Source organism: Actinocrinis sp., assembly GCF_035605935.1.
In the GTDB taxonomy this organism is placed as follows: Bacteria; Actinomycetota; Actinomycetes; order Streptomycetales; family Catenulisporaceae; genus Actinocrinis.
In genome coordinates, this window is record NZ_DATNGK010000083.1 from 20,321 (window position 1) to 40,795 (window position 20,475).

The 20,475-nt window shown below is 68.9% G+C and carries 23 protein-coding genes; 16 read left to right on the forward strand and 7 right to left on the reverse strand.

The window, feature by feature from the left end:
- Nucleotides 1–22: 22 nt before the first annotated feature.
- Nucleotides 23–673, forward strand: coding sequence for an IclR family transcriptional regulator (locus VN779_RS07525; RefSeq protein WP_325721537.1), 651 nt, complete (start codon nucleotides 23–25; stop codon nucleotides 671–673).
- Here the strand turns inward: VN779_RS07525 and VN779_RS07530 are convergent.
- Together VN779_RS07530 and VN779_RS07535 are read right to left on the reverse strand one after the other, a co-directional pair.
- On the reverse strand, nucleotides 578–2,200 hold the full coding sequence (locus tag VN779_RS07530; protein ID WP_325721539.1) for a DCC1-like thiol-disulfide oxidoreductase family protein: 1,623 nt from the start codon (nucleotides 2,198–2,200) through the stop codon (nucleotides 578–580). The genes VN779_RS07525 and VN779_RS07530 overlap by 96 nt on opposite strands.
- Nucleotides 2,197–2,898: a DUF5819 family protein gene (locus VN779_RS07535; RefSeq protein WP_325721541.1), complete on the reverse strand. Its 702-nt coding sequence runs from the start codon at nucleotides 2,896–2,898 to the stop codon at nucleotides 2,197–2,199. Before VN779_RS07535 ends, VN779_RS07530 begins: the two co-directional genes overlap by 4 nt.
- A 123-nt stretch (nucleotides 2,899–3,021) precedes the next feature.
- On the opposite strand from VN779_RS07535, the gene VN779_RS07540 reads away from it, so the two are divergent.
- Nucleotides 3,022–4,014, forward strand: coding sequence for an RDD family protein (locus VN779_RS07540; RefSeq protein ID WP_325721543.1), 993 nt, complete (start codon nucleotides 3,022–3,024; stop codon nucleotides 4,012–4,014).
- Nucleotides 4,015–4,054: 40 nt separating this feature from the next.
- Here VN779_RS07540 and VN779_RS07545 read toward each other — a convergent pair whose 3' ends face one another.
- Nucleotides 4,055–4,915 (reverse strand): hypothetical protein, encoded by an 861-nt coding sequence (locus VN779_RS07545; protein WP_325721545.1) that lies wholly within the window; start codon nucleotides 4,913–4,915, stop codon nucleotides 4,055–4,057.
- A 185-nt stretch (nucleotides 4,916–5,100) separates the two neighbouring features.
- Here VN779_RS07545 and VN779_RS07550 point away from each other — a divergent pair, with 185 nt between their 5' ends.
- The 3 genes from VN779_RS07550 to VN779_RS07560 all read left to right on the forward strand — a co-directional run bounded on the left by VN779_RS07550 (nucleotide 5,101) and on the right by VN779_RS07560 (nucleotide 7,830).
- Nucleotides 5,101–6,111, forward strand: a complete 1,011-nt coding sequence (locus tag VN779_RS07550; protein ID WP_325721547.1) for an ABC transporter ATP-binding protein — start codon at nucleotides 5,101–5,103, stop codon at nucleotides 6,109–6,111.
- A gap of 110 nt (nucleotides 6,112–6,221) precedes the next feature.
- On the forward strand, nucleotides 6,222–6,992 hold the full coding sequence (locus tag VN779_RS07555; RefSeq protein ID WP_325721548.1) for an ABC-2 family transporter protein: 771 nt from the start codon (nucleotides 6,222–6,224) through the stop codon (nucleotides 6,990–6,992).
- Between the two features lies 1 nt (nucleotide 6,993).
- Nucleotides 6,994–7,830, forward strand: coding sequence for an ABC transporter permease (locus VN779_RS07560; RefSeq protein ID WP_325721549.1), 837 nt, complete (start codon nucleotides 6,994–6,996; stop codon nucleotides 7,828–7,830).
- Here the strand turns inward: VN779_RS07560 and VN779_RS07565 are convergent.
- The gene (locus VN779_RS07565) at nucleotides 7,827–8,390 is read right to left on the reverse strand and encodes a cysteine hydrolase family protein (protein ID WP_325721550.1); all 564 of its coding nucleotides are present in this window, start codon (nucleotides 8,388–8,390) and stop codon (nucleotides 7,827–7,829) included. The two genes, VN779_RS07560 and VN779_RS07565, sit on opposite strands and share 4 nt — an antisense overlap.
- A 117-nt stretch (nucleotides 8,391–8,507) precedes the next feature.
- Complete coding sequence (locus tag VN779_RS07570) at nucleotides 8,508–8,915, reverse strand: VOC family protein (RefSeq protein WP_325721552.1); 408 nt, start codon at nucleotides 8,913–8,915, stop codon at nucleotides 8,508–8,510.
- A gap of 43 nt (nucleotides 8,916–8,958) precedes the next feature.
- Between VN779_RS07570 and VN779_RS07575 the strand changes: the two genes are divergently transcribed.
- Nucleotides 8,959–9,894: an aminoglycoside phosphotransferase family protein gene (locus tag VN779_RS07575; protein ID WP_325721554.1), complete on the forward strand. Its 936-nt coding sequence runs from the start codon at nucleotides 8,959–8,961 to the stop codon at nucleotides 9,892–9,894.
- 48 nt (nucleotides 9,895–9,942) lie between these two features.
- On the opposite strand, the gene VN779_RS07580 is transcribed toward VN779_RS07575, so the two are convergent.
- Entirely contained in the window at nucleotides 9,943–10,512 is a 570-nt protein-coding gene (locus VN779_RS07580) for an isochorismatase family protein (protein WP_325721556.1), read from the reverse strand.
- Between the two features lie 69 nt (nucleotides 10,513–10,581).
- Entirely contained in the window at nucleotides 10,582–11,937 is a 1,356-nt protein-coding gene (locus VN779_RS07585; protein WP_325721558.1) for a nicotinate phosphoribosyltransferase, read from the reverse strand.
- A gap of 90 nt (nucleotides 11,938–12,027) precedes the next feature.
- Here VN779_RS07585 and clpS point away from each other — a divergent pair, with 90 nt between their 5' ends.
- From clpS to VN779_RS07635, 10 genes are all read left to right on the forward strand, one after another.
- Nucleotides 12,028–12,330: an ATP-dependent Clp protease adapter ClpS gene (clpS, locus tag VN779_RS07590; RefSeq protein ID WP_349260693.1), complete on the forward strand. Its 303-nt coding sequence runs from the start codon at nucleotides 12,028–12,030 to the stop codon at nucleotides 12,328–12,330.
- A gap of 34 nt (nucleotides 12,331–12,364) precedes the next feature.
- On the forward strand, nucleotides 12,365–12,943 hold the full coding sequence (locus VN779_RS07595) for a DUF2017 domain-containing protein (protein ID WP_325721562.1): 579 nt from the start codon (nucleotides 12,365–12,367) through the stop codon (nucleotides 12,941–12,943).
- Between the two features lie 70 nt (nucleotides 12,944–13,013).
- A complete protein-coding gene (locus VN779_RS07600) occupies nucleotides 13,014–13,427 on the forward strand; it encodes a M67 family metallopeptidase (RefSeq protein WP_325721564.1) in 414 nt (137 codons plus the stop codon).
- 195 nt (nucleotides 13,428–13,622) lie between these two features.
- Nucleotides 13,623–15,161: a glycosyltransferase 87 family protein gene (locus tag VN779_RS07605; protein ID WP_325721566.1), complete on the forward strand. Its 1,539-nt coding sequence runs from the start codon at nucleotides 13,623–13,625 to the stop codon at nucleotides 15,159–15,161.
- Between the two features lie 65 nt (nucleotides 15,162–15,226).
- Complete coding sequence (gene mptB / locus VN779_RS07610; protein WP_325721568.1) at nucleotides 15,227–16,744, forward strand: polyprenol phosphomannose-dependent alpha 1,6 mannosyltransferase MptB; 1,518 nt, start codon at nucleotides 15,227–15,229, stop codon at nucleotides 16,742–16,744.
- Nucleotides 16,745–16,888: 144 nt separating this feature from the next.
- Nucleotides 16,889–17,167 carry a MoaD/ThiS family protein gene (locus VN779_RS07615; protein WP_325721570.1) on the forward strand — a complete coding sequence of 93 codons (279 nt, stop codon included), beginning with the start codon at nucleotides 16,889–16,891 and terminating at the stop codon, nucleotides 17,165–17,167.
- Nucleotides 17,168–17,175: 8 nt separating this feature from the next.
- A complete protein-coding gene (locus VN779_RS07620; RefSeq protein WP_325721572.1) occupies nucleotides 17,176–18,123 on the forward strand; it encodes a cysteine synthase in 948 nt (315 codons plus the stop codon).
- A 63-nt stretch (nucleotides 18,124–18,186) separates the two neighbouring features.
- Complete coding sequence (gene murI, locus VN779_RS07625) at nucleotides 18,187–18,993, forward strand: glutamate racemase (RefSeq protein WP_325721574.1); 807 nt, start codon at nucleotides 18,187–18,189, stop codon at nucleotides 18,991–18,993.
- Complete coding sequence (rph, locus tag VN779_RS07630) at nucleotides 18,990–19,811, forward strand: ribonuclease PH (RefSeq protein WP_325721576.1); 822 nt, start codon at nucleotides 18,990–18,992, stop codon at nucleotides 19,809–19,811. The genes murI and rph overlap by 4 nt, the downstream gene beginning before the upstream one ends.
- Nucleotides 19,808–20,416, forward strand: a complete 609-nt coding sequence (locus VN779_RS07635; protein WP_325721578.1) for an XTP/dITP diphosphatase — start codon at nucleotides 19,808–19,810, stop codon at nucleotides 20,414–20,416. Before rph ends, VN779_RS07635 begins: the two co-directional genes overlap by 4 nt.
- Nucleotides 20,417–20,475 lie beyond the last annotated feature (59 nt).

The window sequence follows — 20,475 nt, forward strand, 5'->3', positions numbered from 1 at the left end:
CTTCGCGGCCTAGACTCTCGCTGTGACGACGACCACACACCACCCAGAGACCTCGCAGACCCTCGACCGGGGCCTGCGCGCGCTCGAAGAGCTGGCCGACGCACCCACGGGGCTCACCGTCACGGAACTGGCCGATCATCTCGGGGTGAATCGCACCATCGTCTACCGGCTGCTGGCCACCCTGGAGCTGCACGGCCTGGCTCGCCGGGACGCGGCCGGGCGGGCCAGGCTCGGCATCGGCGTCCTGGCGCTGGCGCGCCGAGTACAGCCGCTGCTGCGCGACGCGGCCGCGATTCCGCTGCGCCGACTGGCGGAGGAGGTCGGCGCGACCGCGCACCTGACGGTCGTCGACGGCACCGAGGCACTGGCGGTCGCGGTGGTCGAGCCGACGTGGACGGATTATCACGTCGCGTATCGGGTCGGTTCGCGGCACGCGCTGGATCGGGGCGCGGCCGGCCGGGCGATCGTGGCGTACCGCGACAACGGGACGAAGACGTTCATCGTCACGCACGGGGAATTGCAATCCGGCGCCTTCGGCATCGCCGCGCCGCTGGTCGACGTGCCGGGAATCGAGGCGTCAGTCGGCGTGATCTCGTTCGGCGAGCTCGACCCGGCCCGCACCGGCCCCCGCATCGTGCGCGCCGCCGCCGAGGTCGCCAAGGCGCTGCGCTGACCCGCCGAGCTGACTCTGACTGCCTTCGCTTCCGTTCTCGCCGTCGTGACTGAGTTGATCGGTCCGGCGGTTCTGCGCGGCGACGGCGCAGGCCGGGGTCGAGCCCGGCAGCCGATAACGGTTCGCCGAGATCACGTGATACGCCCCGGCGACAAGCCAGGAGATCGGCGGCACCAGCATCAGCGCGCCGATCGGCCGCCACGGCCAACGCGAGCGCAGCAGTACTCGCGCCACCGCAGCCGCGCCGGAACGGATCGGCGCGTCCGCCGAGACCGGCAGCCATTGCACGGCCTTACTTACCTGCTGCTCGGTAAGCCCGTGCGCGGCGAGGTCGAGCATCTGCCAGGGCACGAATCGCACGTCCGGCCGGCACCAGGATTCGAGCACGTGCACTGAGGCGGTGCAGAAGCCGCAGTCGCCGTCGAAGACCAGCGTCGGACGCGGTGTCACGGGGTTTCGGCCAGCGCGGATCTCGTCGGTACTCGTCTCTCCTGCGCTCATGCCTTTAGCGTAGGCCGGTCCGAGCACGCTGCGCCCGACCGCCGCCCAGAACCGGTCGGGCAGGAAAACCGCGTCGCCGACCAGCATGATCGCGGAGAAGAACGGCAGGCCGAGCAGGACCGCGATGGAAGCGTGCATGCCGACGAGCACGGCTAGCGCCGGGTATTTCAGGCGCGGGCTGAACACGATGAACGGGAAGCCGGCCTGTACGAACACGGTGACGTACCCGGCGATCGCGATGGCGATCGTGTGCCCGGCGAGCCAGGCGGACAGGCCGGGCCAGGGGTGGAACCAGTTCAGGCGCAGGACGTAGCCGAGCGCGGAGCCGTCCTGCCACATCGAGCCCTGGACTTTGAGGAATCCCGCGGTGCCGTAGACGACGCAGATCTGCGCCGCGATGACGAGCACGGCGCCGTTGTGCACGATGATCGCCATCCGCCGCCGTGCCTCAGCCAGCTCGGCGCGCCAATCCGATGCGTCCGCGTTTTCGCGTTCGTGCTCCGCTGCTCTTGTCATCATCGCGGCACGCCTGCGGGCGTCGAGTGACCAATGCGTCCCACAGGCGGTGAAGGCCAGGTAGATCGACATCAGCATCAGCACGTTGTCGCCGCCGTCGGTCAGCAGCGGCGCGCGGTTTTCCAAAGCCACGACGAAGAGCGCGAACAGAACGGCGATGACGCGGGTGTGCCAGCCGAGCGCGAAAGCGACGCCGATCGCGATCGCGGCGAGGTAGAAGAGGTCGAACTCGGTGCGGGTCAGTGCCGAGACCGCGGTGAACCAGGCGTGCACGAACCCGGACCATCCGGAGCCCGCGGCATACTCGCGATCAAGCGCCGGGCTCCAGGCCGAGCCCGGTCCCCAGGCGGCGTCGCGCTCTACCCATTCACGCAGCAGGAACAGGACCCACAGTGTGCCGTAGCCGATACGCAGCACCGCGAGGCCGCGCGCCGCGATCAGCCGCGTCGTCACCGCCTCGTACCTATCGCCGCACCACCACAGCGCGCGGGCGAGCGGACCCGGGCTCATCCGGTGCCCGCATTCGGCGCGCTCACGCCCGTGTTCGCGGATGAATCAGTGTCCTGCGGTAGCGCCCACCAGTCGAGCGTCCGGGTCTGCGGCGCGGTTTGTGCGAGCGTGCGTCCGGGACCGGGAATCAGCGTCGTGATCGCGCGAACCTGTACCGAGCCAATCGTGCCGCCAACGTGGCCGCCAAGCCGTTCGAGCGCCACGCTGAGTAGGTACTTCTGCATGACGGCGGCGTTCGCGCCGGTCGGGTTGCCGTTGCCGTCGTGCGTCTGAAGCCATTGGAACCAGGCGTTGCGCAGTTCGTTCTCGGCGATGTGCCCCGGCACCGGATTGCCGCGCACCGCCGCCTGGTCCTGCGCCGAGAGGTCCACCCAACCGGTCAGCCGGCCATCCGGGTCGAGGCTGGCGCGCGCGTCGATCTCCACATTCTCCGAGATCGGGTTCGGCGCGAACAGCCGCCAGTTCTGGCTGAACAGCGGTTCCATCCACCAGTTCACCGACCGCGCGTAGCGCTGCGAGACGGGATTGGCCGGGGCGTTGTAAAGGAAGGTCGCCGCGAGGTGCACGATCGCCACGGCGGCTACCGCCAGCGCCATGCCGCCGACCAGGGCGCGTGACCAGCCACGGGTCAGCGGCCTGGAGTCGAGCGCAGGCTCGCGCCCGGTCGGGGGGCCGGAACCGGGTGTCGAGGCGCTCATAGCCGTCCGAGCGTACCTGCGGATGTGCAGCGCCGGGACTGCTTCGGATGGGTGCCTTTCCGCTAATCTCCCGTAGTACAAGTTGCGGGGACGCGGCGACTTAGGGGAGTGCGGGGCGGAGTCATGACTACGGGACCAGAGGCGGGTTACTACGCCGATCCGTCGATACCGGGGTATATCCGCTACTGGGATGGCACACAGTGGGTGCCGGGCACCAGCCGGCCGGCCCCGGATCTGCCGCAGCAGCCGGAACAGCGCGAGCAGCAGCACTACGAGCAACAACACTTCGAGCAGCAGCGGCGACAGCAGGCGCAGTCCGTGTCGGCCGCCAGTGCCTACGACCATGACCAGGCCGCGCTTCAACAGTCCGTCGCCGCGCAGTTGACGCAGACGCCGCAGCCTCAGTCAGCACCGCGACAGACCGGTTATCCGTCTGAGCAAGAGGAGACCGGCGCCGAGAACCAGGTCGTCAGTTCCGTGGCGACGATGGTGGTTCCGTCGGCGTTCGTCAATCGGGGCGCCTACGGTTCGGGTTGGTCCGGGGGCGGCGGCTCGCCATTCGATGCGATCCCGGGCCTGTACCGCGCGACCGCGCAGGAGGAAGCCGCTGAGCCAGAGGTCCGCGTGGTCGAGTTGGCCTCGGCCGGCTCGCGCATCCTCGCGCGCATCATCGACCTCTGCATCGCCGTCGTTCTCTCCTTGCCGGCAACAGTCACGCTCATGCTCATCGCGCACCGGCACGACCACACGTACGTCAATCAGCTCCGGCTGCACGCCAAGACGACGTATCGCACGCTGGGCATGGACGCGATGGGCATCGCGATGTGGGCTGCGACCGCGCTGGTCGTGTTGCTGACCGCGATCATCATCGAGTCCTACCGGCTTCCGCGCACTGGGCAGACGACCGGGCGTCGGGTGGTGGGCGTCCAGGTCGTCACCGCAGGCACGGCCGAGGAAGTGTCTGGCGCAGCGGCGGCGACGCGCGCCTTCCTGTTCTGGCTGCTGGCGCTGATCCCGGTGCTGGATGTGCTGGCGCTCGGCGGCGTTCTGTGGGGCCGGCCTTATCGGCAAGGGCTGCATGAGAAGCTGAGCAGGACCCTGACCATACGCGCCTAGCGGTCGGCGCAGCGTATAGGCGAGCTCCCATTAGCGCACGCTACCGAACCGCGAGCCTGTCCAACGATTCCTGAGACGCTTTCGGCAGCAGGTCGAGGTCCCGCAGCGAGTCCACCACCGGCGCGACGCGCGGCACCGCGAAACCATCGAGCAGGGCTCTGATCTGCCGCGCGGTCGCGTCATCGAGCTCGGATACGTCATCGACGATCTCCACCCGATCCGTCCGGGCCAGCTGAGCGCCGATCTCCGCGCCACCATCACCGCGCAAGGCTGCGGCAGTGGCGAGCAGTACGTTGAGAATGCCGGGCAGTTCCGCGCCCCAGGAGTCGGTGACCGCACCCCACAGTCCGCAGGACCAGGAGAAGGCACACCGCTCGGCCACGGCCGCCCGAATCGCATCGACCAGCACCGCCGCGTCCGGAGCGTCCACGCCGCACACCGCGAATCTGACCGAGCGGCCACGCGCGATGATCATGCTCAGCCCGTCTCGCCAACCGGGCCCCAGGGTCAGTCCGACAGTCACCGGAACCGATCTCGGAAGTTGCGTCAAATGGGCTAGAGTCCGATGTACCGACTCGCCGCAGTGCCGATCCCGTTCCTGCGCGATGTCGATTCCCACCGCCGGCCACGCGGCCGCCGCGGTTCGATAGCCGGCCAGCGCCCGCGCCGCCGGTCCATGGATCAGCACCGGCAGGCCGGGTACTGCGCCTGAAGGATCCGTAAACGCATCCGACCAGTCCTCGGCTTGCACTACCCGCCGCCCCACCGCCGGAGAGGCCGGCTCCGCAGCTCGCGGCGCTCCCCCGCCGCGCTTAGCCCCGCATCCCGCGCCCGGCCTGCGGATCATCGAGAAGTCGTCCAGCAACGCATTGAGAAGGAACGTCGGCACTGCCTGTGACATGTCGGTCACGGTAGCGCTGCGTCCGGCTCCCGACAATGCGGACGATGTTAATTCGGGGCGTCGATTCACCACTAAACCGAACAAGATTCCCGGCCTCACCGCGAGCCTCGACTGTCCACATCGTGAAATCGCGTGCGCTGCGGTCACGCGGGCGCGAAGCTGGAGCCAATTAATAGGGAGGGACCATGAATATTACTCGGGGCAGCATCATGGCCGAGAATCTCACCAAGGTCTTCCACGTCTCGGCCCGGCGGCCCGGCCGTTTCTCCGCCGTCAGATCCCTGATCAGCCCGCCGCGGGTGGCGAAGAGCGCGGTGGACGGTGTCAGCTTCCGCATTCAGCGCGGAGAGCTCGTCGCGTTCCTCGGGCCCAACGGCGCGGGCAAGTCGACCACCATCAAGATGCTGACCGGAATCCTGACCCCGAGCAGCGGCCGCGCCGAGGTCAACGGCTTGGTCCCGCACCGGGAGCGGATCGCCAACGCGCGCCGGGTCGGCGCCGTGTTCGGCCAGCGCTCGCAGCTGTGGTGGGACCTGCCGGCCCGTGACTCGCTCAGCGTCCTGGCGGATATCCACGGGGTCGGCCCGGAGCGGTTCCGCGAGCGGATCGCGGCGTTCGACCGGATCCTGGAGCTGTCAGCGTTCTGGGACACCCGCGCCCGGCAGCTCTCGCTCGGGCAGCGGGTGCGTTGTGACCTCGCGGCGGCGCTGATCCACGACCCGTCCGTGTTGTATTTGGACGAGCCGACGATCGGCATGGACGTGGTGGTCAAGGAACAGGTGCGGGAGTTCCTACGGGATCAGGTCGAGAACCGCGGCCGGACGGTGGTGCTCACGACGCACGACATGACCGAGGTGGAGCGGCTGGCCGAACGGGTGATCCTGATCAATCACGGCCGGATCGTGTACGACGGGGACCTGGACACGCTGCGCAAGAACCATACGGGTGCTGATGGCCATGGCGACGACGGGCAGGCGGATCTGGAGGACGTGATGCGACGGGCCTTCGGCCGCCAGGCGAGCGAACTGCTTGGCGATCGCGTCGATGCGAGGCCTGATATCGGCGTCGATACCGAAGCCAAATCCGAAGCCGAGTCGAATGCCGACACCAGCTCCAGCAGTGTTGCCGGCATCGAGCACGGCCGCAGTCCTGACGCTGACGCGGACGGCAAGTCGAAGGCGGCGATCTCGTCGTGAGCGATGTGGCGCTCTATCCACCGGCCGATCCTGGCAACTCACAACTCCGGTTCCGGCGGTCCTCGTCCGCCGATTCGCGTCAGTCCCGGCGAGCCTGGCGGGCGGCGCGCGTGACCGTGCTCAGCGAGTTCTATGAGTGGGGGCGTGTCGCCTCCACCCTCGGCATGCTGGTGATCCGCGCCGCGCTCACCTACTGGCTTTGGCAGGCGCTGTACGCCACGACCAAGTCCAGCGCCGGTCTCGACGCGCGCCAGGCCACCACCTACGCCCTGCTCGGCGTGTTCTATGTGGCGTTCCGGACGGTCAATCGGTGGGCTGCGCGCGACAACATGGTCCAGCACATGCTCGAGGGCACGATCGCCTACTGGTTCCTGCGCCCGGTGAGCCCGCGCCGGTTCTACTGCATCAGAGCCTGCGGCGACCTCGCCTACGGCGCCTGCTGGGGCGCACTCGCCTACGTCGTCTGCCTGGCCCTCGGCGTCATCGCGCCGCCGGCTAGCGCGAAAGCGGGCCTAGCCGCGCTCGCGTGCCTGGCGCTCGGCCTGATCACCCTCTACTACCTCAGGCTGCTGATCGACCTGGCCTGTTTCTGGACCGTGGTGAACAACCAGCTGGTGATCATGTACGAGATCGTGCAGAACGTGCTGGCCGGGGCTCTCATCCCGCTGTGGTTCTTTCCAGGCTGGTTCGCCTCCTTCGATCGGCTGCTGCCGTTCCAGGGCACGCTGAACGTGCCGTTGTCGCTATACATCGGGCGCACGCCGGTGAACCAGTTCGCCGGAAACCTCGCGGTGCAGGCGCTGTGGATCGCCATCCTCGCGGCGCTCGCCACCTTGGTCTGGCGGCGCGCTGCCGCCCGCGTCACGGTACTCGGAGGCTGAGATGGCCCTGTTAGATCTCGACCGCAAACCCAGCCTGCGCGAGCAGGCCGCGCTCTACTACCGGATCAGCCGACTCAACCTCAAGGCGCAGACGGCGTACCACGGCGAGTTCGTCCTTGGCCTGCTCTTCGGCCTGGTATGGCAGGGCTCGATGGTGCTGTTCGCCGGGGTACTCCTGCTGCGCTTCCCGGGCCTCGGCGGCTGGAAGCAGGGCGATGTGCTGCTGATCGCCTCGATGCGGCTCGTCTCGCACAGCCTGTACGTGGCCAGTTTCAGCAACATCGCGATGCTGTCGATGACCGTGCAGGAGGGCCGCATGGACGGCTTCCTGATGCGGCCGATGCCGGTGTACCGCCAGGTGCTGCTCTCCCGCTTTCAGATCAACTCCTTCGGTGACCTGCTCGCGGGCGCGGGCATCTTCGTCCTCGCGTTGTTCCGGCTCGACCTCCACTGGACAGCGCTAAAGGCGGCGTACGTGGTCTGCGGCATCCTCGGCGGCACGCTAATCGAGGCCGGCGTGCAAACGCTGCTGGCGATCGGGGCGCTGCGGTTCACCGGCCTGTTCACCTGGACCAGCTGGGTGGACCAGACGATCTCGACCTTCGGCAACTACCCGCTGAACGTACTGCCGAGCCCGGCGAAGGATGCGCTGACCTTCGTGTTCCCGGTCGCTTTCATCGCGTACCTGCCCGCGGCGATCGTCACTGGCCACACCGCGACGACCGGCCTGCCGCTATGGCTGACCGCGGCGGCACCGCTCAGCGGCCTTGGATTCTTCCTGCTGGCCAAGGCGATTTGGTACCGCGCGCTGCGGCTCTACGAGTCAGTCGGTGGCTAGCTAGCGAAGTCGACCTGCTCGGTCTTCACCGTCCCGGCCGTGCGGCCTGGTGCGTCCTGGTAGGTCCAGTACATGTTCGTGTGCGCGATGACCTGGTCCGGCGACGGGGCGCCCCATTTCGACAGGTCTTCCGTCGTGTGCGCGTCACTCACCAAGACCGCGTCATATCCGCGCGCGAACGCACCGTGCAGCGTCGAACGTATACAGGCGTCCGTCTGCGCGCCGACGACGAAGAGCCGCCCGACGCCGAGAACGGAGAGCACCGACTCCAGCGTGGTGTCCTCGAACGAGTCGCCATAGGTCTTCTCCACAAGCGGCTCCGACTCGTCCGGCACCAGTTCGGGGACTATTCGCCAGCCATCGCTACCCCGCACGATGCCGTCTTCACCCCGGTCATGGTGCTGCACCCACACCACCGGCACCTGCTCCCGCCGCGCCTTCTCGACCAGGCCGCCGACGTTGGCGACGACCGCGTCACGTTCGTGTGCGTTCTCGACGACGCAGTTCTGCACGTCGATGACCAGCAACGCGGTGTTCGGCCGGTTCTCCAGAGTGGTCATGGTGCTCCCCTGTTCTGCTGGCTCAGCGCTATTCCTCTTGCCCCGTCCCTCTTCCGGAACTGCTCACCACGGTAGCCCCGGCCACTGACAGTCGGCGCGGGCTCAGTCCTTCCAGCCTCAGTCGTCCCAAGCGCAGAACTCGATCAACGTGCCTTCCGGTGCGCGCACGTGAGCGACTCGCATGCCCCAGACCGGCTGGTCCACTGGCGTCGCCGCGGACTGCGCGCCGCGCCCGATCGCGTCAGCGTAGGCGGCGTCCACGTCCGGCACCCGGAAGGCGAGGACCGCGTGATCCGCCGGACCGCGCTCGGCATGATCCGCCCCGATCGCTTTGGCCATCATGGCGCGATCGAACAGAGCCACGTCCGTGCCGCCGCTCTCGTCCTTGAAGTTGCCGTACGGACCGGCCTCCGCTGCCTGCGCTGGGTCCCCGCCGTGTTCTTGCGGCGTGAGCCCGAGCACGTCGCGGTAAAAGCGGTAGCTGGTGGGAAAGTCGTCAACGAGAATTCTGATCTGGCTCAACATGCGGCCCATTCTCGCCCAGCCGCGACCGCCCCGGGAGGACTGCGTGGACCTCGACCTCTTCCCTCCCTCGCTTCCGGTCGTCGCCACCGCGAACGATCAGGACGGCGGCCCGGACTGGTTGGCCAGGCTGCCAAGCGTCGTCGAGGAGTTGCGCGAACGCTGGTCGTTGCGGATCGGCGCGCCTTTCCACGGCGGTAGTTGCTCGTGGGTCGCGCCGGTGTGGCGGCCTGATGGCGAACCCGCGGTGCTCAAGGTCACCTGGCCGCACCGCGAAGCGATGGGTGAGGCGGAGGGCCTTCGGCTGTGGTCTGGCCGCGGCGCGGTGCTTCTGTTCGAGGAGGACCGGGACCACCTCGCGGTCCTCATCGAGCGCTGCGAGCCCGGAGTCACGCTCGCCGAGTCGGCTCAGCTCACCCCGGATCGGCGACTGCTGATCGGCGCGCAACTGCTCTACGAACTGTGGTCTGTCCCGCTGCCGCAGCACACTGGCCTGGAGTCGCTTGCCGACGTGACCGCCGAGTGGGCCGACCTGGTGGAGACGCGGATGGCGCGATTCAAGCCGGACTTCGATCCCGGCCTCGTCGCGCTCGCCGCAAAACTGCTGCGCGAGCTTCCCCGCGGCGCGGCGCGCGAGGTGGTCGTGCACGGCGACTTCAACCCCGGCAACATCCTTTCGGCTCAGCGCAAGCCGTGGCTCGTGATCGACGCCAAGCCGATGATCGGCGACCCGGGCTACGACGTGTGGCCGCTGGTATCGCAGATCGATGATCCGTTTGCGTACGACGACGCCCAACGCATCCTCACTGAGCGCATGACGCTGGTCGCCGGCATGGCCGGCGAGGACGTGCGACGGCTTGCGGCCTGGGCACTGGCGCGCGAAATCGAAGCCGCATTGTGGCGTCTCGAGCATCCGGATACGCAATCGCCAGTCGGCTCGATCGACAAGGCCCGGGCGTTAGCGAAGCTCGCCGAGCTGTAACGCGATCCCGGCGAGCTCGCTCGATGCTGCGCTCGGCGTCAGGCGGCGTCAGGGCACCGCGACGACCCCGGCCGTCTCGAAGTCCGCGAGCGTCTTGGCCAGCGTCAGCGGTGAGACCGCCGCGGTCTTGTCCAACAACACGCGCACCGCGAGGCCCTGCTCCGCCGCGTCCAGCGCCGTCGCGCGCACGCAGTGGTCCGTGGCGATGCCGACGACGTCGACCTCGGTCACGTCATGCTCGGCCAGCCAAGCGGCCAGTGACTTGCCATCGATCGTCGAACCCTGAAAGCCCGAGTACGCCGCCTCGTTCGCTCCCTTGCGGAACTCGGCGTCGAACGACAAACCCGCGACCGCGGGATGGAAATCAGCGCCCTGTGTCCCCACGACGCAATGCACCGGCCAGCTGTTGACGAAGTCCGGTCCATCCGGCGGCGTGCCGAAGTGCGCACCCGGATCCACGTGGTAGTCACGGGTCGCCACGGTGAACTGCGCGCCGCCGGAACCGGCCGCGACATACCGCGAGATCAGCTCGGCCGCGGCGGCTCCCCCGGCCACCGGCAGCGAGCCGCCCTCGCAAAAGTCGTTCTGCACGTCCACCACGATCAGTGCCCTGTTCATCAGCGCGCTCGTCCTCTTCCACTTCGGCTAGGCGGTCTCAGGCAATAAGGCATGCGGGCGTTCAGTCGTTCACGCGTTCTCGTAAAAGCTAGGGATCACCGCGTCACCGCGCGAGAGCTGTGTCGCGGAGATCGGCAGCTCGGCCAGCGCACGGCGGTGCAGCTCCCGGCCGTCCGCCAACGTCTGCCGGTCCACCGGCTCACCATTCACCATCAGTGTCCTGATCAGACTGCGACCGCGATCGTGCAGATCGGCTGGAGCCTCGCCCACGCCGATCACTTCCGCGGTGGCCACGCCGTCCTCATCGATGCGTCGGTAGGCGTACTTGCGGCCGCCCTGGCTGGGCTTGTCCGGCGACCGCTTCGCCACCGGTACCAGCGCGCCGTCCGGCTCCTCGGATTCCGCCCGCGCGACCAGCTTGTAGACCATCGATGCGGTAGGCGCGCCGCTCCCGGTGACCAGTTGCGTACCGACCCCGTAAGCGTCCACCGGAGCGACCGCGAGCGCTGCGATGGCGTACTCGTCGAGGTCGCTGGTGACCACGATCTTCGTATTGCGGGCGCCGAGTTCGTCGAGTTGCTTGCGCACCCGGTGCGCCATCCACAGCAGGTCGCCGGAATCCAGCCGCACCGCGCCGAGGTCGGGCCCCGCCACCTCGACCGCCACGCGCACCGCCTCCGTTACGTCGAAGGTGTCGACCAAAAGCGTGGTGCCCTTGCCGAGCGTGTCCACCTGAGTCTGGAACGCCTCGCGCTCGGTGTCGTGCACGAGCGTGAACGCGTGCGCACTCGTTCCGACAGTCGGCACGCCGTACCGGAATCCCGCCTCAAGGTTCGAGGTCGATGCGAACCCGGCCAAGTACGCCGCTCGCGCGCTCGCGACGGCGGCTTCCTCGTGGGTTCGGCGCGAGCCCATCTCGATACACGGGCGCCCGGCCGCCGCCGAGGTCATTCGCGAAGCCGCGGCGGCGATGGCCGAATCGTGGTTGAGCACGGAGAGGATCAGCGTCTCCAGCAGCACCGCCTCGGCGAAAGTGCCCTCTACCTCAAGGATCGGCGACTGCGGGAAGTAGGCCTCGCCTTCGGCGTATCCACGCACGGTGCCGCGGAATCGGTACTCGGCCAGCCAATCGAGCGTGACGCGATCGACGACGCCGGTCCGCTCCAGAAAGGCCAGTTGCTCGTCGCCGAACCGGAAGGTCGCGATCGCGTCCAGCAGCCGCCCCGTTCCCGCGACCACGCCGTAGCGCCGGCCATCGGGCAGCCGTCGCGCGAAGACTTCGAAGACCGACCGCCGGTTCGCGGCCCCGCTGCGCAGCGCGGCCTGCAACATCGTCAGCTCGTAATGGTCCGTCAGCAGCGCCGTCGAGGCCGTGGCCGCCGTGCTGCGCTCCGCACTCCCCTGACCCCCACTTATCGTCATCATGACGATAAGTGTACTCCGACGCGTCGGGTATGTCTCGCCCAAGCGACCGATCCGCGGTGTGAGGCCGCTCTCAGATGATGCGAAGATGGGATGGTGACCAGCGCACCGGTTGAAGTCGACCGGCCGGACGTCCGCGGCGAGGAGGAGGTCGCCGAGGAGACCGACCGGCCGTGGACCACCATCGTGTGGAACGACCCGATCAACCTCATGAGCTACGTCACCTATGTCTTCGAGAGCTACTTCGGCTATCCAAAGACCAAGGCGCACAAGCTCATGCTCGACGTCCATCACCGCGGCAAGGCCGTCGTCGCGCACGGCACCCGCGAGGAGATGGAGCGGGACGTGTCCGCCATGCACTCCTACGGCCTGTGGGCCACGATGCAGCGCGCGTGAGCGACTAGTGCCCTTTCGAAAGGACAGGCGTGCCGTGATCGCGGCGTTCACCAGCGGGCCCAACGGGACCGTGCTCGTCGACCTGCGCTCGGCCGAGGCGCGACTGCTCGCCGACCTATTCGGCGACCTGCTGGACTTGCTGGCCGACGACGATCCGCAGCCGCCGCGGTCGAACGAGGTCGATCCGCTGGCCGCCGAACTCGGCCTCGACGGGTTCGGTGACGACACACCCACGGCCCGCCCGGACGACCCGGCCCTCGCTCGCCTCTTCCCCGACGCCTATCCCGATGACCCCGACGCCACGGCGGAGTTCCGCAGGTACACCCAAGCCGACCTGACCGCCGAGCGGCGGCGCCGGGCCAATGTGGCGTTGGAGAGCCTCGAACGGATCAAGGGCGGCGGGCGATTGAGCCTCATCCCGGTCGAGGCGGCCGCCTGGCTCGGCGCGCTCAACGACCTGCGGCTCGTGCTCGGCACCCGGCTGGAGATCACCACGGATGACCAGGAACCGGGCCAGGACTTCGGCCCGAGCGACCCCCGTACGGCGTACATCCCGGTCTACTACTACCTCGGCTACCTCCAGGAGACGCTGGTCGAGGCGCTGTCCGGATAACCCGTTCGAAGATCCTCGCCTGGTGGCCGGGAACCCGCCTGCCAGCGGGCGCGTGCCCTACCCTGGTCCCGTGTTGACCATCGACAAGGCCATCTACGACGCGATCGTCGAGCACGCCCGCGCCGACCACCCCGACGAGGCCTGCGGCGTGGTCGCCGGACCGGCCGGCTCGGACCGGCCCGAGCGGTTCATCCCGATGGCCAACGCGGCGCGCTCGCCCACGTTCTACGAGTTCGACTCGGCCGATCTGCTGAAGCTGTACCGCGAGATGGACGACCGCGACGAGGAACCGGTTGTCATCTACCACTCGCACTCCTCCACCGAGGCGTACCCGTCGCGCACGGACATCTCTTACGCCTCGGAACCGAACGCGCACTACGTGCTGGTCTCCACCCGTGACGCGGACGGCCTCGGCGAGTTTCAGTTTCGCTCGTTCCGGATCGTGGACGCAGTCGTCTCGGAGGAAGAGGTCGTCGTCGGGTAGCCGGGCAGCCGCCGCCCGGCTTTCCGCGTGGCGAATCATGCATGACGGTTCGGCAACGGTCCCGTCCTGAGCCCGGTACGGGGCCGATTTACCCCGATTGCCGCCCGTACCATCGACTGGGGCGGTGCCGGGACGCGGACGCGCCCCGCCAGCCAACGGCCGGACCGCCGGTGACCACGGAGGAATGAGCGAGAGTTGAATTCAGAGACGAGCCCAGGGACGAGCGCCGCGCGCCGGCTCGCCTCGGCGCCCGTCTTCGCGCCGCGGTACCGACGCGTCTCGTTCTGGTGGGCCGGGTCGCGTTTCCTGCTGATGCTCTGGTCGCTGCAGGCCATGCCGTACTTCTCACGCGGCGCGGTGATCGGCGACGTGAACATCTACAACGGCTGGGCCAACACGATGGTCCACGGATCGTTCCCGTCGAGCGATCCGCAGTGGCAGTACCCTCCGGCCGCCGCGCTGGTGATGCTCTTTCCGAAGCTGATCGCGCACGTGGGCATCGGGTACGTCAACTCTTTCTTCTTCTTCGCGCTGGCCGCGGACGCCGTGGTGTTCGCGCTGCTGATCGGGCAGGCGGACCGGATCTCGGCGGAGACCGGCCGAGAGCCGCACCTGTCCGGCGTGTGGGCGTGGGTGCTCGGCGGCTTCGCGCTCGGGCCCATCCTGTTCATGCGGTACGACGTCATCGTCACCGCGCTGGCCGTGGGCGGCATGATCGGGACGGTCAAAGCGGTCGGCCGACGCACGCCGGAGCAGGCCGACAAGTGGACCTGGAGCCTGCGCGGCGTCCTGCTCGGGCTCGGCGCCGTGGTGAAGGTCTGGCCGGTGGTGCTGCTCGCGGGGCTGCCGGGCGGCAGGCGCGGCGCGCGGGCGGTGGTCTCGGCGATCGTCGGCGTCGTGGTGATCTGCGGGCTGCTGGCCGCGGGGCTCTCCGGGGCGCTGTCCTTCCTCGGCCATCAGTCCAGCCGGGGCATCGAGGTCGAGGCCGTGTTCGCCTCGCCGTTCATGATCGCCTCCTGGTTCGGCTACCCGGTCAGCACGGTGCACGAGGACGGCAACTTCCAGCTCGCCGGGCCCGGCACCAGCCTGGTGGCCTCCGGCGCGATCCTGACCACGCTGCTCGGGTTCGGCATCGTGCTGTGGTGGCGGCTGCGGCGCTTCCACCCGGAGCGCTGGTCACCGGCGCTGATGTACGACGCCGGGTTCACCGTGCTGCTGGTCATGGTGGTCACCAGCCGGGTGCTCAGCCCGCAGTACCTGATCTGGCTGATCGGCCTGTCCGCGCTCTGCCTCGCCGAGGCAACACCTAAGAAAAGCGCGCAGATCAACGAGATCGGCGGGCGTCGCGGCACCCTGATGGCGCTGCCGGCGCGCATGGTGATGGCCTGCACCCTGGTCAGCCAGCTGGAATTCCCGATCCTGTTCCTTCAGGTCATGCACCACGGATTCCTCGGCACCGCGGTGGTGGCCGCACGCAACCTGGTCCTGCTGGCGGCGACGATCATCGCCCTGCGCAAGCTGTGGTCGGCGACCACAGCGGTGGCGGACGAACCGACGCGGCCGCAGCCGACCGACTCGGCGGCAGGCGAGTTGCTCGGAGCGCGGTCCACGGCGGGCGCAACCGCCGAAGCCGACGCGATCGCGGAACCCGAGGGTGACCTGGTCGCCCTGCAGCCCGCGGGGGCCGGCCAGGCACCAGCCGGCGCAGAACCCAGGAGCGCCTCAACCACGTAGGGACTATCATCACGCGCGGGTCTCGACCGTGGATCCGGCGGGTCGCGGGGACGTGTGAGGGAGCGATGAGCGAATCGGCCGCGCGGCCAGGAGGCGGGACCGCCACCTCGCCGAGTGTGCTGCCCGGACCGCTCGACGAGCGCTCGCCGCGCAACGCGAGGTCGGCCGGGCCGCGCCGCCTGATCAGCGAACTCATCGAGTTCATCTACCGACTGGCCGGATCGACCTTGGCCACGCCACGGGTGGCGGTCGGCGTCTCGCTGGCGGGTCTGCTGCTGATCATGCTCGTCGGTGTCCTGTCGCCGAACTTCAACACGCTGCCGCCGAACTACACCGGCGACCCGGCCAACCTCAAGCCGCTGGTCCTGCCGCTGTCCGGGCACCTCTGGCAGCTGCCCTGGTTCGTCTCCTTCCCGCTGACGTACCTGGCGATCGTGCTGCAGTGCCTCGGCCTGGCCGGGCTGCTGTGGGCGAACAGCCGCGGCTGGCGGCCGAATCCGCGGCACCTGTTCCTCGCGGTGAGCGCGATCGTCGCGGTGATGGTGAACATCACCCCGGTCGGCTCCTCGGATGCGGCCAGCTACGCGGCTTACGGGCATGTGGCCAATCACGGCTTCGATCCGTATACGAACGGCCCGGACATCCTCGGCCAGCAGAACCCGTACACACGGTCGGTCGGGCCGATGTGGACCCGCACCCCCTCCGTATACGGGCCGATGGCCACCTGGGTGCAGCAGCTCGCGGCCTGGCTGGGCGGCTTGAGCCCCGGCTCGACCGTGCACTACCTGATGATCTTCAACGGGGCGGTCTTCCTTGGTGTCGGCTACTTCCTGCTGAAAACGGCGGACGACCCGGTCCGCGCCTCGCTGATGTGGGTCGCCAACCCGGTGCTGATCCAGCAGCTCGTCGCGGGCGGCCACCTGGACACCTACGCGGCCGCCGCGGTGGTGGTCGGCGTGCAGATCGCCCGGCGCGGCACGCAGGGCTGGCGCTACCTCGCGGCCGGGCTCGCGGTCGGCATCGCCTGCGCCTTCAAGATCAACGCCGGGCTGGTCGGCGCGGGCCTCGCCTGGGCGCTGGCGATGCGGCGCGACTGGTGGAACCTCGCGCGGCTGGCGATCGGCGGCGTGGGCTCCGTGGTGTTCTTCTACTCGTTCTACGGCTTGCACGCGCTCAAGCAGCTGCTCACCGCCTCCAGCCTGGTGGCCACCCCCTCGCCGTGGCGGGCGTTCCAGCTGGCTTTGCAGGGCGTCTTCGCCGTGTTCGGGCACGGGGATCTGGGGCAGAGCATCGGTTCGGCCGCCACCTCGATCCTCTGGCCGATCCTCATGATCGTGGTCGCGGTGCTGATCTACCGGCGGTTCTCCCCGGACCAGCCGGCCATGGTCACCGTGCCGTTCGCGCTCTGCTTCGCCTGGATCGTGGTGGCGCCCTGGTCGCTGCCCTGGTACGCCGCGCTGGCCTGGGTCGTCCTGGCGCTGCTGCCACGCAACCCGATGACCCGCTGGCTGACGCTGGTCACGGTGTTCCTCGCGCTCATGCACTCCTCCGGCGGCGGCCCGGCGCCGTGGGCGAACTCCTGACCACACTGCTGTCCACGCCGCTGACCACACTGCGAGCACCGAACGGCCGCCTGGGCGGGAATCGATAGCATTGGTTCTGGCGTTGCCTGGTGTGCCCATGGCCGCCAACGCGCCAAGAGCCGATACCGTCCAGGAGCTGAATTCATGGCCGTCCAGGTCTCTATCCCGACCATCCTGCGCACCTACACCGACGGCGCCAAGCGCGTCGAGGCCGAGGGCGGCACGCTGCGCGAGCTGATCACCGACCTCGACCAGCGGCACCCCGGCATCGGCGACCGGCTGATCGAGAACGGCGAGCTGCGCCGCTTCGTGAACGTGTACCTGAACGACGAGGACGTGCGCTTCACCGGCGGACTGACCACTCCGCTGGCCGACGGCGACGCGGTCACCGTGCTCCCGGCGGTAGCCGGCGGCGCGCGCTAACCGAGACGATGCGCTACGACTCGCTGCTCGACTCGCTCGGGCACACGCCCCTGGTCGGTCTTCCCAAGCTCTCCCCGAGCCCCGACGTGCGCATCTGGGCGAAGCTCGAGGACCGCAACCCCACCGGATCGGTCAAGGACCGCCCCGCCCTGGCCATGATCGAGGCCGCCGAGGCTCAGGGCCGGCTCGCCCCCGGAGCCACCATTCTCGAGCCGACCAGCGGAAACACCGGCATCGCGCTGGCGATGGCGGCCAAGCTCAAGGGCTACCGGCTGATCTGCGTGATGCCCGAGAACACCAGCGAGGAGCGTCGCCAGCTGCTGCGCATGTGGGGCGCGGAAATCATCCCCTCCCCGGCGGCGGGCGGCTCGAACGAGGCGGTTCGCGTCGCCAAGGGTCTCGCGGCGCAGCACCCGGACTGGGTGATGCTCTACCAGTACGGCAATCCGGCCAACTCCGGCGCGCACTACGCGGGCACCGGCCCGGAACTGCTCGAGGACCTGCCCACCATCACGCACTTCGTCGCGGGCCTGGGCACCACCGGCACGCTGATGGGCGTCGGCCGGTATCTGCGCGAAAAGGTGCCGGGCATTCAGATCGTGGCCGCCGAGCCGCGCTACGACGATCTGATCTACGGGCTGCGCAACCTGGACGAGGGCTTCGTCCCCGAGCTGTACGACGAGTCGGTTCTGACGACCCGTTATTCGGTCGGCTCGACCGACGCGCTACGCCGCACCCGGCAACTGCTCGAGGTCGAAGGCATCTTCGCCGGAATCTCCACCGGCTGCGCGCTGCACGCCGCGCTCGGCATCGCCCGCAAGGCCGCGCAGTCCGGCGAGCGTGCCGACATCGCGTTCATCGTCGCGGACGGCGGCTGGAAGTACCTGTCCACCGGCGCCTACGAAGGCACCCTCGACGAGGCCGGCGACCGGCTCGAAGGCCAGTTGTGGGCGTAGGGTCGCACGCGTCTTTCGCCATGCGCGCGTTAAAGCCGGCCCTTCTGCGGTTATGGTTTCCCGGTGGCTGACGCACCGATCGGAATCTTCGACAGCGGCTACGGCGGACTGACCGTCGCTCGTGCCGTCCTCGACCAGTTGCCGCACGAGCCGATCCTTTACCTCGGCGATACCGCGCGGCAGCCGTACGGCACCAAGTTGATCGCCGACGTTCGCAAATACTCGCTCGAATGCCTGGACACGCTGGTGGATCAGGGCGTGAAGATGCTCGTCATCGCGTGCAACTCGGCCAGCTCCGCGGTGCTACGTGACGCCCGCGAGCGCTACGCGGTCCCGGTGATCGAGGTGATTCACCCGGCGACCCGCCGCGCCGTGGCCGCCACCCGCAACAGCCAAGTCGGCGTGATCTGCACCCAGGCGACCAAGACCTCTGAGTCGTACGAGGACGCCTTCGCCGCCGCCCCGCACATCAAGCTCACCACGCAGGCCTGCCCGCGCTTCGTCGAGTTCGTCGAGGACGGGGTCACCGGCGGCGAGGAGCTGATCAAGGTCGCGAGCGAGTATCTCGACCCGGTCGCCGCGGCCGGAGTCGACACACTCATCCTCGGGTGCACGCACTACCCGCTGCTCACCGGTGTGATCTCGTACGTCATGGGCGAGGGGGTCACGCTGATCTCCAGCGCCGAGGAGACCGCGAAGGACGTCTACCGGCGGCTGGCCAAGCTCGGCCTCATGCGTGACGAGTCGCTGCCCGCGCCGGTGCACGAGTTCCACACCACCGGCGACCCGGAACGGTTCAAGGAGATCGGACGCCGTTTTCTCGGACCCGAACTGAGCCGGGTCTCCGCGGCGACTACGCTCGACTCATGACCCAGGGATCTTCCCCCGCTGCCAGGCAGCCTTCGACCGGCCCTTTATCGAACGCTGCTTCGAACCCTGCTTCGAGATCGGATGCCGCGTCCGGCGGCCGCGGCGATGGCCGCTGCGCCGACCAGTTGCGCCCGGTGACCATCACCCGCGACTGGCTCGACCACGCCGAGGGCTCGGTGCTTGTCGAGTTCGGCCGTACTCGCGTGTTGTGCGCCGCGTCGGTGACCGAGGGCGTGCCGCGCTGGCGCAAGGGTTCCGGCCTTGGCTGGGTCACTGCCGAGTACGCGATGCTGCCGCGCGCGACCCACGACCGGTCCGACCGCGAGTCGGTGAAGGGCCGCATCGGCGGGCGCACGCACGAGATCTCGCGCCTGGTCGGCCGGGCGATCCGGGCCGTGGTGGACTACAAGGCGCTCGGTGAGAACACGATCGTGCTGGACTGCGACGTGCTTCAGGCGGACGGTGGCACGCGCACGGCGGCGATCACCGGCGCGTACGTCGCGCTCGCGGACGCGGTGGCTTGGCTGAAGAAGAACGGCTCGCTGCGCGGCGGCAAGGAGCCACTGACCGGCTCGGTCGCGGCGGTGTCCGTGGGCATCGTCGGCGGCGTGCCCATGCTCGACCTCTGCTACGAGGAGGACGTGCGCGCGGAAACCGACATGAACGTGGTTTGCACCGGCGACGGCCGCTTCGTCGAAGTGCAGGGCACAGCCGAGGGCGCGCCCTTCGACCGCGCGGAGCTGACCGCGCTGCTCGACCTGGCGGCGGCCGGCTGCGGCGATCTGACGGCCATTCAGCGCAAGGCGCTCGGGCTGTGAGTGACGCGCCGCGGGTGGTGCTCGCTACGCGCAACAAGCACAAGATCGATGAGCTGCGCGCGATCCTCGCGGCGACGGGCGTGGAGGTCGAACTGCTCGGCGTCGCCGAGTTCCCGGACCTGCCCGACGTGGCCGAAACCGGCGTGACCTTTGCCGAGAACGCGCTGCTGAAGGCCGTGGATGTGGCGAGCCGCACCGGGCTGCCCGCCATCGCCGACGATTCAGGGCTCTGCGTCGACGTGCTCGGTGGCGCGCCCGGCATCTTCTCCGCTCGCTGGGCTGGGAAGCACGGCGAGGACAGGGCGAACCTGGAGCTGTTGCTCGCTCAGCTCGCCGACATCGCGGACGAACATCGGCAGGCGCACTTCGCCTGCGCGGCCGCGCTCGCCCTCCCCGACGGAACCCGGGTCGTGCGCGAGGGCCGGATCGACGGCACGTTGCTGCACGCCCCGCGCGGCGCCAACGGCTTCGGTTACGACCCGATCTTCCTCCCGGACGGCTACGAGCGGACCACTGCCGAGATGCCGGCCGATGAGAAGAACGCGATCTCGCATCGCACTCGGGCCTTCCAGGCACTAGCGCAAGATCTGGCCGCTCTGCGCTGACTCACGTCATCTGACCTGCGCTGCGGCACGGCGCGGCACTCGGCTCTACGGCCGGGCGC

Coding starts and splice junctions, on each gene's coding strand:
- VN779_RS07530 (WP_325721539.1), bottom strand. CDS start 2,200: ATGAGCCCGGGTCCGCTCGCCCGCGCGCTGTGGTGGTGCGGCGATAGG.
- VN779_RS07535 (WP_325721541.1), bottom strand. CDS start 2,898: ATGAGCGCCTCGACACCCGGTTCCGGCCCCCCGACCGGGCGCGAGCCT.
- VN779_RS07540 (WP_325721543.1), top strand. CDS start 3,022: ATGACTACGGGACCAGAGGCGGGTTACTACGCCGATCCGTCGATACCG.
- VN779_RS07545 (WP_325721545.1), bottom strand. CDS start 4,915: ATGTCACAGGCAGTGCCGACGTTCCTTCTCAATGCGTTGCTGGACGAC.
- VN779_RS07550 (WP_325721547.1), top strand. CDS start 5,101: ATGAATATTACTCGGGGCAGCATCATGGCCGAGAATCTCACCAAGGTC.
- VN779_RS07560 (WP_325721549.1), top strand. CDS start 6,994: ATGGCCCTGTTAGATCTCGACCGCAAACCCAGCCTGCGCGAGCAGGCC.
- VN779_RS07565 (WP_325721550.1), bottom strand. CDS start 8,390: ATGACCACTCTGGAGAACCGGCCGAACACCGCGTTGCTGGTCATCGAC.
- VN779_RS07570 (WP_325721552.1), bottom strand. CDS start 8,915: ATGTTGAGCCAGATCAGAATTCTCGTTGACGACTTTCCCACCAGCTAC.
- VN779_RS07580 (WP_325721556.1), bottom strand. CDS start 10,512: ATGAACAGGGCACTGATCGTGGTGGACGTGCAGAACGACTTTTGCGAG.
- VN779_RS07585 (WP_325721558.1), bottom strand. CDS start 11,937: ATGATGACGATAAGTGGGGGTCAGGGGAGTGCGGAGCGCAGCACGGCG.
- clpS (WP_349260693.1), top strand. CDS start 12,028: ATGGTGACCAGCGCACCGGTTGAAGTCGACCGGCCGGACGTCCGCGGC.
- mptB (WP_325721568.1), top strand. CDS start 15,227: ATGAGCGAATCGGCCGCGCGGCCAGGAGGCGGGACCGCCACCTCGCCG.
- VN779_RS07615 (WP_325721570.1), top strand. CDS start 16,889: ATGGCCGTCCAGGTCTCTATCCCGACCATCCTGCGCACCTACACCGAC.
- VN779_RS07620 (WP_325721572.1), top strand. CDS start 17,176: ATGCGCTACGACTCGCTGCTCGACTCGCTCGGGCACACGCCCCTGGTC.
- rph (WP_325721576.1), top strand. CDS start 18,990: ATGACCCAGGGATCTTCCCCCGCTGCCAGGCAGCCTTCGACCGGCCCT.